The 15,560-nt window shown below is 67.8% G+C and carries 15 protein-coding genes; 7 read left to right on the top strand and 8 right to left on the bottom strand.

Annotated features, from left to right (window positions below; translation table 11 throughout):
* Window positions 1-89: 89 nt before the first annotated feature.
* The 5 genes from arsB to K343_RS0111585 all read right to left on the bottom strand — a co-directional run bounded on the left by arsB (window position 90) and on the right by K343_RS0111585 (window position 4,040).
* Window positions 90-1,115, bottom strand: a complete 1,026-nt coding sequence (gene arsB, locus K343_RS0111605) for an ACR3 family arsenite efflux transporter (protein WP_028008226.1) — start codon at window positions 1,113-1,115, stop codon at window positions 90-92.
* Between the two features lie 41 nt (window positions 1,116-1,156).
* Complete coding sequence (gene arsN2 / locus K343_RS25295) at window positions 1,157-2,083, bottom strand: arsenic resistance N-acetyltransferase ArsN2 (RefSeq protein ID WP_084615842.1); 927 nt, start codon at window positions 2,081-2,083, stop codon at window positions 1,157-1,159.
* Window positions 2,083-2,877, bottom strand: a complete 795-nt coding sequence (arsH, locus tag K343_RS0111595) for an arsenical resistance protein ArsH (RefSeq protein ID WP_028008224.1) — start codon at window positions 2,875-2,877, stop codon at window positions 2,083-2,085. The genes arsN2 and arsH overlap by 1 nt, the downstream gene beginning before the upstream one ends.
* On the bottom strand, window positions 2,874-3,206 hold the full coding sequence (locus K343_RS0111590; RefSeq protein WP_028008223.1) for an ArsR/SmtB family transcription factor: 333 nt from the start codon (window positions 3,204-3,206) through the stop codon (window positions 2,874-2,876). Before K343_RS0111590 ends, arsH begins: the two co-directional genes overlap by 4 nt.
* A 144-nt stretch (window positions 3,207-3,350) precedes the next feature.
* Window positions 3,351-4,040: a hypothetical protein gene (locus K343_RS0111585; protein WP_028008222.1), complete on the bottom strand. Its 690-nt coding sequence runs from the start codon at window positions 4,038-4,040 to the stop codon at window positions 3,351-3,353.
* Window positions 4,041-4,231: 191 nt separating this feature from the next.
* Here K343_RS0111585 and K343_RS0111580 point away from each other — a divergent pair, with 191 nt between their 5' ends.
* Window positions 4,232-5,821, top strand: coding sequence for an OpgD/OpgG family glucan biosynthesis protein (locus tag K343_RS0111580; protein WP_028008221.1), 1,590 nt, complete (start codon window positions 4,232-4,234; stop codon window positions 5,819-5,821).
* Between the two features lie 8 nt (window positions 5,822-5,829).
* On the opposite strand, the gene K343_RS0111575 is transcribed toward K343_RS0111580, so the two are convergent.
* The gene (locus K343_RS0111575; RefSeq protein ID WP_028008220.1) at window positions 5,830-6,597 is read right to left on the bottom strand and encodes a sterol desaturase family protein; all 768 of its coding nucleotides are present in this window, start codon (window positions 6,595-6,597) and stop codon (window positions 5,830-5,832) included.
* A 90-nt stretch (window positions 6,598-6,687) separates the two neighbouring features.
* Between K343_RS0111575 and K343_RS0111570 the strand changes: the two genes are divergently transcribed.
* Window positions 6,688-7,719, top strand: coding sequence for a GlxA family transcriptional regulator (locus K343_RS0111570; RefSeq protein ID WP_043112559.1), 1,032 nt, complete (start codon window positions 6,688-6,690; stop codon window positions 7,717-7,719).
* A gap of 33 nt (window positions 7,720-7,752) precedes the next feature.
* On the opposite strand, the gene K343_RS0111565 is transcribed toward K343_RS0111570, so the two are convergent.
* Complete coding sequence (locus tag K343_RS0111565) at window positions 7,753-8,712, bottom strand: LysR family transcriptional regulator (RefSeq protein WP_028008218.1); 960 nt, start codon at window positions 8,710-8,712, stop codon at window positions 7,753-7,755.
* A 112-nt stretch (window positions 8,713-8,824) separates the two neighbouring features.
* Here K343_RS0111565 and K343_RS0111560 point away from each other — a divergent pair, with 112 nt between their 5' ends.
* The 5 genes from K343_RS0111560 to ahpF all read left to right on the top strand — a co-directional run bounded on the left by K343_RS0111560 (window position 8,825) and on the right by ahpF (window position 13,302).
* Window positions 8,825-9,427: an FMN-dependent NADH-azoreductase gene (locus tag K343_RS0111560; RefSeq protein ID WP_028008217.1), complete on the top strand. Its 603-nt coding sequence runs from the start codon at window positions 8,825-8,827 to the stop codon at window positions 9,425-9,427.
* A 24-nt stretch (window positions 9,428-9,451) separates the two neighbouring features.
* Window positions 9,452-9,850 carry a DoxX family protein gene (locus K343_RS0111555; protein WP_028008216.1) on the top strand — a complete coding sequence of 133 codons (399 nt, stop codon included), beginning with the start codon at window positions 9,452-9,454 and terminating at the stop codon, window positions 9,848-9,850.
* An 80-nt stretch (window positions 9,851-9,930) separates the two neighbouring features.
* Window positions 9,931-10,800 (top strand): pirin family protein, encoded by an 870-nt coding sequence (locus K343_RS0111550; protein ID WP_028008215.1) that lies wholly within the window; start codon window positions 9,931-9,933, stop codon window positions 10,798-10,800.
* Window positions 10,801-11,023: 223 nt separating this feature from the next.
* The gene (gene ahpC / locus K343_RS0111545) at window positions 11,024-11,584 is read left to right on the top strand and encodes an alkyl hydroperoxide reductase subunit C (RefSeq protein ID WP_028008214.1); all 561 of its coding nucleotides are present in this window, start codon (window positions 11,024-11,026) and stop codon (window positions 11,582-11,584) included.
* A 140-nt stretch (window positions 11,585-11,724) separates the two neighbouring features.
* Entirely contained in the window at window positions 11,725-13,302 is a 1,578-nt protein-coding gene (gene ahpF / locus K343_RS0111540) for an alkyl hydroperoxide reductase subunit F (RefSeq protein WP_028008213.1), read from the top strand.
* Between the two features lie 88 nt (window positions 13,303-13,390).
* Here ahpF and K343_RS0111535 read toward each other — a convergent pair whose 3' ends face one another.
* Window positions 13,391-15,469, bottom strand: a complete 2,079-nt coding sequence (locus K343_RS0111535; RefSeq protein WP_028008212.1) for a winged helix-turn-helix domain-containing protein — start codon at window positions 15,467-15,469, stop codon at window positions 13,391-13,393.
* Window positions 15,470-15,560 lie beyond the last annotated feature (91 nt).

The following is a 15,560-nucleotide window of genomic DNA, read 5'->3' as shown; positions in this document are numbered from 1 at the left end:
TCGCCACTCGATACGACAAGACCGCTCGAAACTTCCTCGGGGCCATCTACTGCGTCGCAGCCAACATCCTGCTCAATTGATGACAGGCCCTAGGGAGCAGGCGCGCGGCGCTCGTACCAGCGCCGCGAGCGGCGCACGATCGCGACCACGCTGAGCATCACCGGCACCTCGACGAGCACGCCGACGACAGTCGCCAGCGCCGCGCCGGAGTCGAGCCCGAACAGGCTGATCGCCGCAGCGACGGCCAGTTCGAAGAAGTTGCTCGCGCCGATCAGCGCCGACGGACCGGCGACGCAGTAATCCTCGCCGCTCAGCCGATTCAGCCAGTAGGCCAGTCCGGCGTTGAAGTAGACCTGAACGATGATCGGCACCGCGAGCAGGCCGATCACCAGTGGCTGCGCGAGCAGCCGTTCGCCCTGGAAGCCGAACAGCAGGACCAGCGTGGCGAGCAGCGCGAACAGCGAGACCGGCTGCAGCCGCCGCTGCAGCGGCGCGAACCAGCCCCCGCGCAGCGCGACGTGACGCAGCGCCTGCGCGAGCACGGTCGGCACGATGATGTAGATCAGCACCGACAGCGCCAGCGTCGCCCACGGCACGCTGATCGCCGAAAAGCCGAGCAGCAGACCGACGATCGGCGCGAACGCGACGACCATGATCGCGTCGTTCAGCGCCACCTGGCTCAACGTGAAATGCGGCTCGCCCTCGCACAGGTTGCTCCAGACGAAGACCATCGCCGTGCATGGCGCGGCGGCGAGCAGGATCAGGCCGGCGATGTACGAGTGCAGCTGCTCGGGCGGCAGCCAGGCCGCGAACCAGTGGCCGATGAACAGCGCGCCGAGCAGGGCCATCGAGAACGGCTTGACCGCCCAGTTCACGAACAGCGTCACGCCGATGCCGCGCCAGTGCCGCGCCACGCCGCGCAGCGCGCCGAAGTCGATCTTCAGCAGCATCGGCACGATCATCAGCCAGACCAGCAGGGCAACCGGCAGGTTGACCTTCGCCAGTTCGGCTCCGCCGAGCGCGGCGAAGCCCCGCGGCCAGAAGTGGCCGGCGGCGATCCCGGCGATCATGCACAGCAGCACCCACAGCGTCAGCCAGCGCTCGAAGAAGCCGATCGCCGGACGCGGCGCGGCGCCCGCGTTCTCCATCACGCCGCTCATGCCTGGGCGATGCCGCGCACGCGCTGCTGCAGCGTCATGCGATCCAGCGATTCGAGCGGCAGACTCGCGAACAGCTCGATGCGACGGCGCAGAACGTGCCAGGTCTCGGCAAACGCACGGCGCTTTTCCTCCTCGCTGCCTTCGACGGCAGCCGGGTCCGGCATGCCCCAGTGCGCGGTGACGGGCTGCCCCGGCCAGTACGGGCACTGCTCGCCGGCTGCCTGATCGCAGACGGTGAACACGAAGTCCAGCTGCGGCGCACCGGGCGCAGCGAATTCGTCCCAGCTCTTGCTGCGCAGGCCGTCGGTGGCGATGCCCAGCTTCTGCAGCAACTCGATCGAATGGGGATTGACCGCGCCGCGCGGCTGGCTGCCGGCGCTGTAGCCGCGGAAGCGCTCGCGACTCACCGGCAGCGAATTGATCGCGGCCTCGGCCAGGATCGAGCGCGCCGAGTTTCCGGTGCAAAGGAAGAGGACGTTGTAGGGCGCGTGAGACATGGTCTTGCTCATGAAGGTGGCGGAGGAAGGACAAATGGCGGAGAACTGCGGCATCGCCGCGATCGACGCCGGTGCCGAGTCGCGCGGCAGACGCCGGTAGCCGCGCGCGGCGAAGAAGGGCTCGGCGCCGTTGGTCAGCAGATACAGCGCCGACAGCTTGTGGCTTCGCGCCAGCGCCTCGGCGGCGGCGATCAGCGCCGCGCCGGCGCCTTCGGCGCGGCGCCGCGGATCGACCGCGAGCGAGCGCAGCAGGCCGACGTCTCCGGCGATGTCGACCCCGACCGTGCCGAGCAGCTCGCCGGCTTCGCGCCAGACGAGAAAGTGCGCGAACGAAGCCTGCGCGAGATCATCGACTGGCAGGCCGCAGGCCGCGAGCTGGCGGCGGATCGCGGCGCCGTCGTCGCGCGTGGCAGGTGCGATATCCATCAGCAGCAACCGCTGCGGGCAGCGCAGGGCGCAGATGCCGGGGCCGGCGCCGGGGCCACGGCGATCGCGGCGAGATCACGGGCGCGGTCGGTGACCGGCGTACCCGCTTCCTTGCGCTCCGAATAGCGATCGGTCAGCACCGCGACCTGCGGCCGCAGCAGGACCGTGAAGCGCATCAGTTCCTCGACGACGTCGACCAGGCGCTCGTAGTACGCCGACGGCCGCATGCGGCCGTCGGCGTCGAACTCGTCGAAAGCCTTGGCGACGCTCGACTGGTTCGGAATCGTGAACATGCGCATCCAGCGACCGAGCAGGCGCAGGGTGTTGACCGCGTTGAACGACTGCGAACCGCCGCTGACCTGCATCACCGCGAGCGTCCGGCCCTGCGTCGGACGCAGGCCGCCGCTGTTCAGCGGCAGGTGGTCGATCTGCGCCTTCATCACCGCGCTGATCTGGCCATGCCGCTCCGGGCTGCACCAGATCTGGCCTTCCGACCACAGCGAGAGTTCGCGCAGCTCGCGCACCGCCGGGTGATCGTCGCGCGGCACCTGATCGGGCAAGGGCAGTTCGCGCGGATCGAAGATCCGGGCCTCGCCGCCGAAGTAGCACACGAGGCGCGCGGCTTCCTCGACGAGCAGCCGCGAGTACGAACGCTCGCGCAACGAGCCGTACAGCAGCAGGATGCGCGGCGGATGACCGAGCGGGTCCGGCAGGCCGGCTGCCGGGCGCCGCTGCGCGTAGCGGGTGTCGAGCGCCGGCAGGCGCTCGGGATCGGGCAGTTCGCGCAAGCTCATCGGGCGGCCTCGGCGGACGCCGGCGTACAGCCGACGCCGCAGGAGGCGCCGCCGCAGCAGTTCTCGGTCAGATAGCCGAGCAGCGCGTTCATCGCCTTGAAGTCGGGCGCGTAGTAGATGAAGCGGCCCTCCTGACGCGACTTCAGCAGGCCGGCGCGGCTCAGTTCCTTGAGGTGGAACGACAGCGTCGCCGGCGTCAGCTTGAGCCGCGTCGCGATGTCGCCGGCGCAGAGGCCGTCCGGCCCCTCCTGCACCAGGCAACGGAAGATCGCCAGGCGCGATTCCTGGGCGAGCGCGGCGAGCCGTTCGACAGCGATTTCAGCTTTCATATTTTTATAATCGTCGAAATAAAAGGGCGCGTCAAATTTCGACGTTCATCGAAATGTCACGCGACGCATGCGCGCCCGCAACAGAGCCGGCGACATCGGCGCGCGCGCCGCGCCGGATGCGCACCCCCGCGCCGTCCGGGCGCCTCAGTGCGGCAGGTACTGTGCCGCCATTCGGGCGAGTCCGTCGCGGTAATAGCCGAAACGGTCGGCCAGCTCGCGGAATACCTGCTGCACGCCGAACTCGGCGGCGAGCGGATGACGCGACGCGGTGAAGTAGTACGAACGCCCCATCTTGCAGTAGTACTCGACCGTTACCGGCCGGCGCTTGTAGCGATGGCGGTGCTCGACCCATTCGGCGCACAGGCCCGCGGTGTACATCGCGTAGTTGCCGATGTGCGAATGCACGAGAAAGCCGCGCTCGGGGCCGGCACGCGAAGCGGCGGCGACCAGATCGACGAGATACTGGTAGGCGGCTTCATCGTCGCGGCTGACGCGATACAGGCGGTCGGTACGCGTGAACAGGCCGAGCAGATTCGCGAGGTACTGGATCGCCTGGCGCTCGGCGGCATTGCGGCGGCCCGGCAGGCAGCGGCGCAGCATGATGCTGAAGAACAGCGCCGGCGATACCTCCAGCCATTGCGTCTGCCGATCGCGCAGCGCCTCGTAGACGTAGTCGGCCTCGAGCATCGAGTCGAGCGTCGATGGCTGTTCGATGACGCGCTGCGCGGCTTCGACGGCGTCGATGCCGGGCACCGGGAAGTGCTCGAACAGGAAGATCAGATCCTGCCGCGTCAGCGATGGCAACTGCCATTGCGCAAAGTCAGGTGCGTGCATCCGTCCCTCCGACTTTCTGACATCCACGATCGACGAAGCAATTCCTTTGCCACGCGCCGCGCCGGAGCAGGCCGGCGATCGGAGTTCAGTGACCGTTCACGCGCCGGCCAGCCGAATGGCGCGCCGGCCATCCGTCGTTATGATGGCGGCGGCGGCCCGCCGGCCGACATCCTCCGATCACGCGAACACGAATGGAAAGACGAGACCTGCTGAAGTCGGCCGCGGCCCTGTCGGCGGCCGGATGGATCGCCCCGGCGGCCTTCCTCGGCCGCGCCGCGCAGGCGGCCGAAGTGATGCCGCTCGGCAAGCCGCAGCCCTTCGACTATGCCAGCCTCAAGGGCCGCGCCCGCTTCATGGCACAGCATCCGTATCAGGCGCCGTCGAACGCGCTGCCGAAGCCGATCGCCGATCTCGACTGGGACCGCTGGCAGTCGATCCGCTTCAAGGACGAGCACGCGCTGTGGAAGGACCAGAACCTGAATTTCCAGGCGCGTTTCTTCCATCTCGGCTTCACGATCCGCACGCCGGTACACATGTACGAGGTGGTCGATGGACAGGCGACCGAGATCGCCTACGACAGCGCGATGTTCGACTACGGCAAGAGCGGCGTGAAGGACGGCGCGCTACCGAAGAACCTCGGCTTCGCCGGATTTCGCCTCAACTATCGCGACGATTTCGTCCGCGATGTCGCCGCGTTCCAGGGCGCTTCCTACTTCCGCGCGGTCGGCGCCGAGAAGCAGTACGGCCAGTCGGCGCGCGGTCTGGCCGTCGACTGCGGCCTCGATCGCCCGGAAGAGTTTCCGATCTTCGTCGCCTACTACCTCGAACGGCCGACGCGCGGCGCCAATACCGTGACGGTCTACGGCCTGCTCGACTCGGCGAGCGTGACCGGCGCCTACCGCTTCGTGATGACGCCGGGCGAGAACTTCGTCATGGAGATCGACGCAGCGCTGTATCCGCGCAAGACCATCGAGCGCGTCGGCATCGCGCCGCTGACCAGCATGTACCAGTTCGGCGAGAACGATCGCCGCATGGCCAACGACTGGCGCCCGGAGATCCACGATACCGACGGCCTGCAGATCTGGACCGGCGGCGGCGAGTGGATCTGGCGGCCGCTGGTCAATCCGCTCGCGCTGCACGTCAATTCGTTCCACGACGACAATCCGCGCGGCTTCGGCCTGATGCAGCGCGACCGCAACTTCGATCACTACCAGGACGATGGCGTGTTCTACGACAAACGCCCCTGCGCCTGGATCGAACCGAAAGGCGACTGGGGCAAGGGTTCGATCATGCTGGTCGAGATTCCCACGGCCGATGAGACCTTCGACAACATCGTCGCGTTCTGGCACCCGGACGAAGCGGTCGTGCCGGGCAAGGAATATCTCTACGCCTACCGCCTCAGCTGGGGCGCCGCCAATCCGTATCACCCGCCGCTGGCGACGACGCAGGCGACGCGGACCGGCATCGGCGGCGTCATCGGCCAGCCGCGCCGCTACTTCTCGTGGCGCTTCGCGATCGACTTCGCCGGCGGCCCGCTCGCGCAGCTGCCGCGCAACGCGAAAGTCGAGCCGGTCATCAGCGCGTCGCGCGGTCGCGTCGAGATCACCTCGGCCCGACCGCTCGACGCGATTCACGGCTGGCGCGCAATGTTCGACCTGGTACCGGACGCCGGCGCCGGCCCCATCGACCTGCGCCTGTACCTGCGCCTCGACGGCAAGCCGCTGACCGAAACCTGGCTCTACCAGTACACGCCGCCGCCGCTCGCCGAACGCAGGTTCTGAACCGAGCCTCAGTGCCCTGCAGCGCCGGGCGCCCGGGACACATCGCGGAAGACCAGCATCTCGCCGAGCCGCAAGGATGCTCCGTCGTGAAAGCCGGTCGCCGCAGCGAAATCGGGCGGGTTGCGGAAGGTGCCGAACACGAGATCGATCAGTGGCAGATCAGCGTAGTTGTCGCGATGCCGACCGCGCGCGTGGTGCCAGGAATGCGACTCGGGGCGCTGCAGGATGTAGCCGAGCCACTGCGGCGTGCGCACGTTCATGTGCTGGAAGATCGTCATCAGCGTGACGGTCAGCAGCACGACGGTCGTCGCCTGCGCCGACAGGCCGACGATGATCGTCAGCGAAATGCTCGCCACCGCCGTCCAGCCGATCATGTCGAACGGATGGAACCAGAACGCACCGTAAGTATCGAGCCGTTCGGCACTGTGGTGCATCTGGTGCATCCCTCTCCACAGCAGGTTCGAGGCGTGCATGCCGCGGTGATAGACGTAGCCGACCGTCTCGTAGACCAGCAGGCCAACGAGCGCGCCCGTCCAGGTGCCGAGACCGCCGAGATCGACCAGCTGCAAGGGCAGCAGGTACGCCGTCCATAGCAGCGGCAGGTAGCTCGACAGCAGAAAGTACAGCGCGAACGCCGCGAGCCCGCGCAGGCGCCAGCCGGAAACGTCGGGCAGCGCGCGCGCCGGCATGCGCCATTCCCACAGCATCAGCGCCGCGTACATCGCGAACACCGCGAGCGAGACCGGATCGAGCAGAACGTCGACGAGCGAGGGCATGGCGAACTCCCGTTTGCGTGAGACCCTACGATAGACTGCCGTACAGCGCATACCCGCAGTCATTTCGGCAAAGGATCGGACGATTCGGCCATGTCCATACCCCGCCAGCCCCTGGTCGCGATCCTGGCGATGCCCGAGAGCTCCGCCTCGGTCCTCTACGGCATGTATGACGTCTTCCTCTCCGCCGGCCGCGACTGGGACTATCTCGTCGCCGGCGCGCCGGGCGCCGGCGCCGTACGCACCGTCGTCGTTGCCTCGCGCGCGGAAAGCTTCAAGGTCCTCAACGGCGTCAGCATCACGCCCGAGGCGAGCTTCGACGAGATTCCGGTGCCCGACGTCGTCTGCGTGCCCGATCTCGCCGTCGATCCGCTGGTCCCGATCGAGGATGGCCGCTTCGCGCGCGAGGTCGAATGGCTGCGTCGCTGCCACGCCAGCGGTGCCGTCCTCGCATCGGCCTGCTCCGGCACCGTGCTGCTCGCCGAGACCGGCCTGCTCGACGACTGCGACGCGACCACGCACTGGGCCTACGCTGCCGCCATCGCGCAACGCCATCCGCGCATCCGCATGCGCACCCGGAGCGCGCTCGTCATCTCGGGGCAAGGCCACCGTCTCATCATGGCCGGCGGCGGCACCTCGTGGAGCGATCTCACGCTATACCTGATCGCGCGCCTGGCCGGCATCGAGCGGGCGATGCAGGCCGCGCGCATGAACCTCATCGAATGGCACGCCGCAGGCCAGCAGCCGTACGCGCGGCTGGCACGCACGCCGCAGGCCGCGGATGCCATCATCGCGCGCTGCCAGGTATGGATCGCCGAGCACTACGCCGTCCCTTCACCGGTCGCCGCGATGGCGCGCCTCAGCGAACTGGCCGAGCGCACCTTCAAGCGCCGCTTCGAGAAAGCCACCGGACTCGCGCCGCTCGAATACGTGCATACCTTGCGTCTCGAGGAAGCCAAACAGATGCTCGAGGCCGGCAACGAACCGATCGAGGCGATCGCCAACGCCGTCGGCTACGAGGACGCCGGATTCTTCGGCCGCCTGTTCCGCCGCCAGGTCGGCCTGTCCCCGCTGCAGTACCGCCGCCGCTTTGGCGCGATGCGCAGCGCGCTGACGGCAAAATGAACGCGGCGGCCACGCAGGCCGCGTCCGATCGCTTCAGGCCGCCCCCGGACACTGCGCGGGCTTGTCGACCTCGCCGCGCTCGATCTTGCCGGCCAGCGCGCACATGTCGCGGACCTGTTCGCGAATGATCTCGGACAGCCGCCAGGCGCCGCGCCCCGGATAATCGCGGTCGGCAAAGACGAGGTAGAGCTCGGCGTAACGCTCGCCGCCCTCGCGCAGCGGCAGGCGCTTGAGTTCGCCGCGTTCGAGCTCGCCACGTATGGTTTCCTCGGCGAACCAGGCGAAGCCGAGTCCCATCCGCGCGGCGGCGATCTGCGTGGCCTTGTGCGTCACCGTCCAGCGCTGATCGGCGCCGAGCCAGGCGCCGGAATCGCGAACGCGGCTCTGCGCGGAATCCCGTATCACCAGCTGCCGGTACGGCCGCAGGTCGCGATAGGTCAGCTCGCGGCCGAGCCGATGCAGCGGATGATCCGGGTGCGCAGCGGCGACGAAGCGCACACGCATCAGCGAATCGCCGATGAAGCCGCCGGGCACGTGCGCGGCGATCGCGAAGTCGACCTTGCGCTCGAGCAGCGCCTCGTCGGTGCCGCCGAGCACGGTCTCGTAGAACTGGATGCGGGTCTGCGGATGCTCTTGAGCGAAGGCCTCGAAGCAGCGCAGCAGCAGCCAGGTCGGGAACACGATTTCGGCGGCGACGTTGATCTCGGCCTCCCAGCCCTCGGCCAGCCCGGTCGCGCCGTCCTCGAGCGCCGCCGCTTCGGCCAGCAGCGTCTGCGCGCGACGGTACAGCACCTCGCCTTCGCGCGTCAGCTGCGCCTTGCGGCCGTGGATCTCGAAGATCTTCAAGCCGAGCAGCGTCTCGATCTTCTGCACCGCATAGGTGATCGTCGACTGCGTCTTGTGCAGGACCTCGGCAGCCTGCGCATAGCCACCGGCTTCGACGACGGCGGTCAGCGCGCGCCACTGTTCGAGTGTGATCTTGGGATGGCTCATATCGAACGGTTCGATGTTTAAGGCCGATAAATTCCGCTTTTTTATCGAATCCTGCAATCGTTAAATGGCGCCACCTCTTCAAGAACACCGGCGCAAGCCACGGAGTCGTGCCATGACCACCCTGCTTCAGATCAAAACCAGCGTCTTTTCCGACCACGGCAATTCGACCAAGCTCGCCAACGAGTTCGTCGCGCAGTGGCAGAAGAACCACCCGGACGGCCGCGTCGTCGTCCGCGACCTCGGCAGCGAGCCGCTGCCGCACCTGAGCGCCGAGCGCGTGCAGGCCTTCTTCACGCCCCCCGAACAGCGCACGGCGGCACAGCAGGCGCATGCCGACGCCAGCCAGGAGCTGATCGACGAGCTGAAGGCGGCCGACGTCGTCGTCATCGGCCTGCCGCTCTACAACTTCGGCGTGCCGTCGACGCTGAAGGCCTACTTCGACCACCTCGCCCGCAACGGCATCACCTTCCGCTACACCGCCAACGGTCCGGAAGGCCTGCTCGCCGACCGCAAGGTTTACGTATTCGCGGCGCGCGGCGGCTTCTACAAGGACACGCCGGCCGACTCGCAGACGCCGTTCGTGAAGGCCTTCCTCAACTTCATCGGCCTGAAGAGCATCGAGTTCGTCTATGCCGAAGGTCTGAACGTGAGCGAGGATGCCAAGCGCACCGCGCTCGAAGCCGCCTCGCAGCAGATCGAACAGCTCGCAGCCTGAACTCGACGCAACGGGAACCTGAACATGGACAAGATTTTCGACAGCCTCAAACCCTACGCCGACCTCGCCGGCCGGGTCCTGATCGCGGCGCTGTTCGTGATCTCCGGCTGGGGCAAGGTCACCGGCTATGCCGGCACCCAGCAGTACATGGCGGCGATGGGCGTGCCGGGCGCCGTCCTGCCGCTGGTGATCGCGCTCGAGCTCGGCGGCGGCATCGCCATCGTGCTCGGCCTGTTCACGCGACCGATCGCCCTGCTGCTGGCCGGCTTCAGCATCGCCGCCGCCGTGCTGTTTCACGGCGCACCGGATCAGGTCAACCAGATCATGTACCTGAAGAACTTCGCAATCGCCGGCGGCTTCCTGTTCCTGGTCGCCCACGGCGCCGGACGCCTGAGCCTGGACCAGCTGCGCCGCCCGTCTTAAGCCTGTCGACGGCGCCCGCCGGGCGTCGTCACCCACGGGGCGCGGACTTCACATCCGCGCCTCAGCCAAGGAGAGATGTCATGAGCACCGTTCGTACCCTGCGTCACGTGATCCCGTCGATCGCCACCGCCGACGGCGCCGGCGTCAAGCTGCGTCGCAGCATCGGCAGCCAGCGCGGCCTGTACGTCGATCCGTTCCTGATGCTCGACGAGTTCTATTCCGACAATCCGGACGATTACATCGCCGGCTTCCCGCCGCACCCGCACCGCGGCTTCGAAACCGTCACCTACATGCTCGACGGCCACATGCAGCACCAGGACCATCTCGGCAACACCGGCGATCTCGGCCCCGGCAGCGTGCAGTGGATGACCGCCGCGCGCGGCATCATCCACTCCGAGATGCCGCAGCAGACCGAAGGCCGCATGCGCGGTTTCCAGCTCTGGCTCAACCTGCCGTCGACCGAGAAGATGAAGCCCGCGAGCTACCGCGACATCCCGGCGTCCGAGGTGCCGGCGGTACCGCTCGCCAGCGGCGCCGAGGTGCGCGTGATCGCCGGCACCCTGCAGGCCGACGGCCGCAGCGTCGACGGCCCGATCAGCCCGGCATCGGCACCGCTGACGACCGCGCCGCTGTACTTCGACGTGCGCCTGCCGGCCGGCGTGTCGTTCACTCACGCCCTGCCGCCGCAGCTCGGCGGCTTCGCCTACGTCTACGAGGGCGAGGCGACGATCGCCGGCAAACCGCTGCCGAATCGCGCGGCCGGCGTGCTCGACGGCGGCGATGAAGTCCGCATCGACGCCGGCCCGAACGGCGCGCGCTTCCTGCTGCTGGCGGCGCGACCGATCAGCGAGCCGGTGGTGCAGTACGGCCCGTTCGTGATGAACACGCGCGAGGAGATCGAGCAGGCCATCCAGGATTACCAGAGCGGCGCCTTCGCCCGCGCCGCCTGAACGCCTGTCGCTTGAACGTGCCCCTGGGGCCGGCCGCAAGGCCGGCCCTTTTTCGTTGCCGATGCCCTCGGCGCCGGCCGGTCGGCAGACCCGATCGGCCCGGCGCAGGCGCTTAATAGATTGAACCAATGAAGGGAATGACAACAATCAATTTCTAACATGGCCCGGATGCGCCTACGATGGGCTTCCTGATTCACCACCACCGACTCAAGAGGACTTTCCGATGTCGATCATCAACACCGAGATCAAGCCGTTCACCGCCACCGCGTTCAAGGACGGCAAATTCATCGAAGTCTCCGACCAGAGCCTGAAGGGCAAGTGGTCGGTCGTCGTGTTCTACCCGGCCGACTTCACCTTCGTCTGCCCGACCGAGCTCGAAGACCTCGCCGACAACTACGCGGAATTCCAGAAGCTCGGCGTCGAGATCTACTCGGTTTCGACCGACACGCACTTCTCGCACAAGGCCTGGCACGACACCTCGCCGGCGATCGGCAAGATCAAGTACGCCATGATCGGCGACCCGACGCACGCGATCTCGACGAACTTCGAAATCCTGCGTCCGTCCGGCCTCGCCGACCGCGGCACCTTCATCGTCGACCCGAACGGCGTGATCCAGGCGATCGAGATCACCGCCGAAGGCATCGGCCGTGACGCCAAGGAGTTGCTGCGCAAGGTCAAGGCCGCGATCTACGTCGCCAGCCACCCGGGCGAGGTCTGCCCGGCCAAGTGGAAGGAAGGCGAGAAGACCCTCGCGCCGTCGCTCGATCTGGTCGGCAAGATCTAACAGCGGCATCCGGCGGTACGGCGCCCCGGCGCTGCACCGCCACCCGCCGATTGCGGCAAGCGCACCCCGCCCGGTTCCCCCCGAACCCCGGCCGGGCGAGGTTGCGCCTTTCTCATCCCCGAATTCCCAGGAGCAGTCCCATGCTGGACGCCAATCTCAAGACCCAGTTGCAGGCCTATCTGGAAAAGGTCACGCGGCCGATCGAGATCGTCGCGTCCGTCGACGACAGCGCCAAGTCGCAGGAGATGCTCGAGCTGCTCAAGGAGCTGACGACCCTGTCCGGCAAGATCACGCTGGACACCCGCGGCGACGACGCCCGCAAGCCCTCGTTCGCGCTGGGCACGCCGGGCCAGATGATCCACCTGCGCTTCGCCGGCATTCCGATGGGCCACGAGTTCACTTCGCTCGTGCTGGCGCTGCTGCAGGTCGGCGGTCATCCGTCGAAGGCCTCGGCCGAGCTCGTCGAACAGATCAAGGGCCTGCAGGGCAGCTTCAAGTTCGAAACGTATTTCTCGCTGAGCTGCCAGAACTGCCCGGACGTCGTGCAGGCGCTGAACCTGATGGCGGTGCTGAACCCGAACGTCGAGCATGTCGCCATCGACGGCGCGCTGTTCCAGGCCGAGGTCGAGCAGCGTCAGGTGCTGTCGGTGCCGAGCGTGTTCCTCAACGGCGAGCCGTTCGCCCAGGGCCGCATGGATCTGGAGCAGATCGTCGCCAGGCTCGACACCGGCGCGGCGGCGCGCGAGGCCGACAAGCTCAAGGCCAAGGCCCCGTTCGACGTGCTGGTCGTCGGCGGCGGCCCGGCCGGCGCTGCGGCGGCGATCTATGCCGCGCGCAAGGGCATCCGCACCGGCGTTGCCGCCGAGCGCTTCGGCGGCCAGGTGCTCGATACCATGGCGATCGAGAACTTCATTTCCGTGCCGGAGACCGAGGGCCCGAAGCTCGCCGCGGCGCTGCAGCAGCATGTGCAGGCCTATGACGTCGACATCATGAACCTGCAGCGCGCCGAGAAGCTGGTGCCGGCCGGCGCCGACGGCCTGATCGAGGTGCGGTTCGCCAACGGCGCGACGCTGAAGTCGAAGACCGTGGTCGTCGCCACCGGCGCGCGCTGGCGGCAGATGAACGTGCCCGGCGAGAACGAGTACCGCAACAAGGGCGTGGCCTACTGCCCGCACTGCGACGGCCCGCTGTTCAAGGGCAAGCGTGTGGCGGTGATCGGCGGCGGCAACTCCGGCGTCGAGGCGGCGATCGACCTCGCCGGCATCGTCAGCCACGTGACGCTGCTCGAGTTCGACGGCCAGCTACGCGCCGACGCGGTGCTGCAACGCAAGCTGTTCAGCCTGCCGAACGTCACCGTCATCACCTCGGCGCAGACCACCGAGGTCACCGGCGACGGGCAGAAGGTCAACGGCCTCGTCTACAAGGACCGCAAGAGCGGCGAGACGCGGCGTGTCGAGCTCGAAGGCATCTTCGTGCAGATCGGCCTGCTGCCGAACAGCGAATGGCTCAAGGACACGGTCAAGCTCTCGCCGCGCGGCGAGATCGAGATCGACGCGCGCGGCCAGACCTCGGTGCCCGGCGTGTTCGCCGCCGGCGACGTGACGACGGTGCCGTACAAGCAGATCGTCATCGCCATGGGCGAAGGCTCGAAGGCCGCGCTGTCCGCTTTCGACCACCTGATCCGCAGCTCGGCGCCCGCACAGTCGAAAGCGGCGTAAGCCGACGCCCGCACGTTGCCTCGCAAAAGGCCTCCCGTCGCAGCGGAAGGCCTTTTCGTTACTGCCGGCTCGGCGGAAATGATTCCGCTCAATCGCCGCGTAGTGCCACCAGATCGGTCTGGCGACGACCGAGGACCGTCAGCAGCACACGTTCGTCGTCCGCCAGCGCGATCGAGTTGTAGATGCGGATCGCATTGCGTGGCAGCTCGACGACCGCACGCTCGGCGCCGCCACGCAGTGAGCGTTGCATCAGGCGGTCATGCGTCGGCGTCCGCAGCACGTAGTACAGCGCGTCGCCGCGAATCCGCCAGTTGCCCCAGTCGTCGATGCCGAGCGCGTCGAGTACGCGCTCCGGCTCGGCGGCGCTGCCGATGCGCAGTCGCCACAGGCCGGGCATTCCCGGCCGCGTGTGATACAGCCCATCGGCGACGCGCTGGCCGTAGACGCCACCGCGCTGCGTCAGCGGTGCCAGCGCGCCACCGTCGATCGCGTAACGCCAAAGCTGCCAGCTGCCGCTGCGGTTGCTGCTGACGATCAGAGCGCGACCATCGGGCTCGAAGCTGACATTCTGGTAATCGTGTGCGTCCTCAAGTACGGCGTGGCCGGCACGCGTACCGTCGTCGCCGAGGTAAAGGGCATCGTGCCGTGCACCGAAAGGCCGCACTGCGACTGCGTAAGCACTGCCTAACGGTGCCGCCGCCGGAACGCCGAAGGTGCCGCGCGGCAGCGGCAGGCGCCGCGCATTGCGTCCGGTCGCGTCCGTGCTCCACAGCTCGAGGCGGCCGCTGCGCGTCGAGATCAGCAGAATCCGCTGCAGCCCGGCCAGCCACTGCGCGTAGAGATCGCGCCCGCTCGACGAGATCGTTGACGCCAGACTGCCGTCGCGCAGCGAGCGGATCTCGATCTGCTCGGCGGTGCGGTGCTGCGCGACGACAATGCCGCCGCCCGGGAATGAATCCATGTTGAAAGGCGATTCGAGGCGCGAATAGAGCCGCGGCTCCCCGCCGGCGGCAGCGATGTGCCAGATGGCGAAATTGCCGTCGCGCGTCGAGTTGAAGGCGAGTTCGCGGTCACCGGCCAGCCAGGTGAGACCGAACACGCCGGCCGCGCCGTCGTGCGTCAGCTGCTGCAGCTGCCCGCTCGCGAGATCTGCAACGTAAAGCTCGCCACTGCTGTAGCCACGACGCACGAAGGCGAGACGACGCCCGTCATGCGAGAACGCCATCTGACTGTCCTGCTGCCCATCGATCGACTGCGTCAGACGCCGCAGCAGTCGGCCATCGATGTCATAGAGGAAGATCGAGACCGTGCCGCCTCCGGCATCGCGTTGCGCGATCGCGAAGGTTCTTCCGTCGGGCGACCAGTCGAAGATCGCATGCAGGCGCTCGTAGAAGCAGGCTGCGACGCGCCGCTCCTCGAAGCTCCGCAGGTCGCGTACCCATACCGTGCAGTCACCGGCCGGCGTCACGCGCGCGAACGCCAGCGACTGGCCGCCCGGACCCAATACCGGCCGCAGTTCGCTGTCTGCACCCAGCGTCAGCTGCCGCAGCGGCGCCGCCGGATCGCGCAGGTCGCGGGCATAGATCTGGCTCGGACGATCCTCGCGCTCCCAGGTGAACGCCAGCCAGCGCCCGTCGGGCGACAGATTCGGGTATTCCTCCATGCCGTCGTACTCGGTCAACGATTCCGGCCGCGGCAGCGCAGCAGAGGTTGGCAGCGGCGGCGCGTACACGTGCCACGGGCGCAGTGCCGCCGCCACGGCCCCGAGCGCCAGCACGGCGAGCAGCACCGCCGGAATCCAGCGCCGTCGCGGCGCCGGTTCGTCGAGCGCCAGCACCGGCAGTGTCAGCCGATACCCGGTCTTGGCGATGGTCTCGATGGCGCTGTCCGCTACGTCCCCGTCGTCGAACAGGCGGCGTAGTTGCCAGATCGCATTAGTCAGACCGCGCGGACCGGTATAGGCGTTGCCGAGCCAGACCTGCTCGATCAACTGCTCGCGGCCGACAACGACGCCGGGCTGCGCTGCCAGCGCCTGCAGCACTTCGGCGACCTTCAGTGGCAGCGTCTCGCTACGGGCCTCACGCCACAGCCGCCGCGACGCCGGCTCGAAATGCCAGTCACCGATCTTCAGCACGGTCGCGCCGCGCGCCTCCGCGGAACCCTTCATTGCCCTTCACATCCCTGCTGAAAGCCACGGCCGGTGCTCGATGGACGGCTCGCAAGCCCATGTTCCAGAAGAAAATGACAAAAAAATGATG

This window comes from Solimonas flava DSM 18980, assembly GCF_000426685.1.
Taxonomy (GTDB): Bacteria; Pseudomonadota; Gammaproteobacteria; order Nevskiales; family Nevskiaceae; genus Solimonas; species Solimonas flava.
Note: the sequence above shows the minus strand (reverse complement) of the source record. Positions and strands in the feature narration are given on the sequence as shown.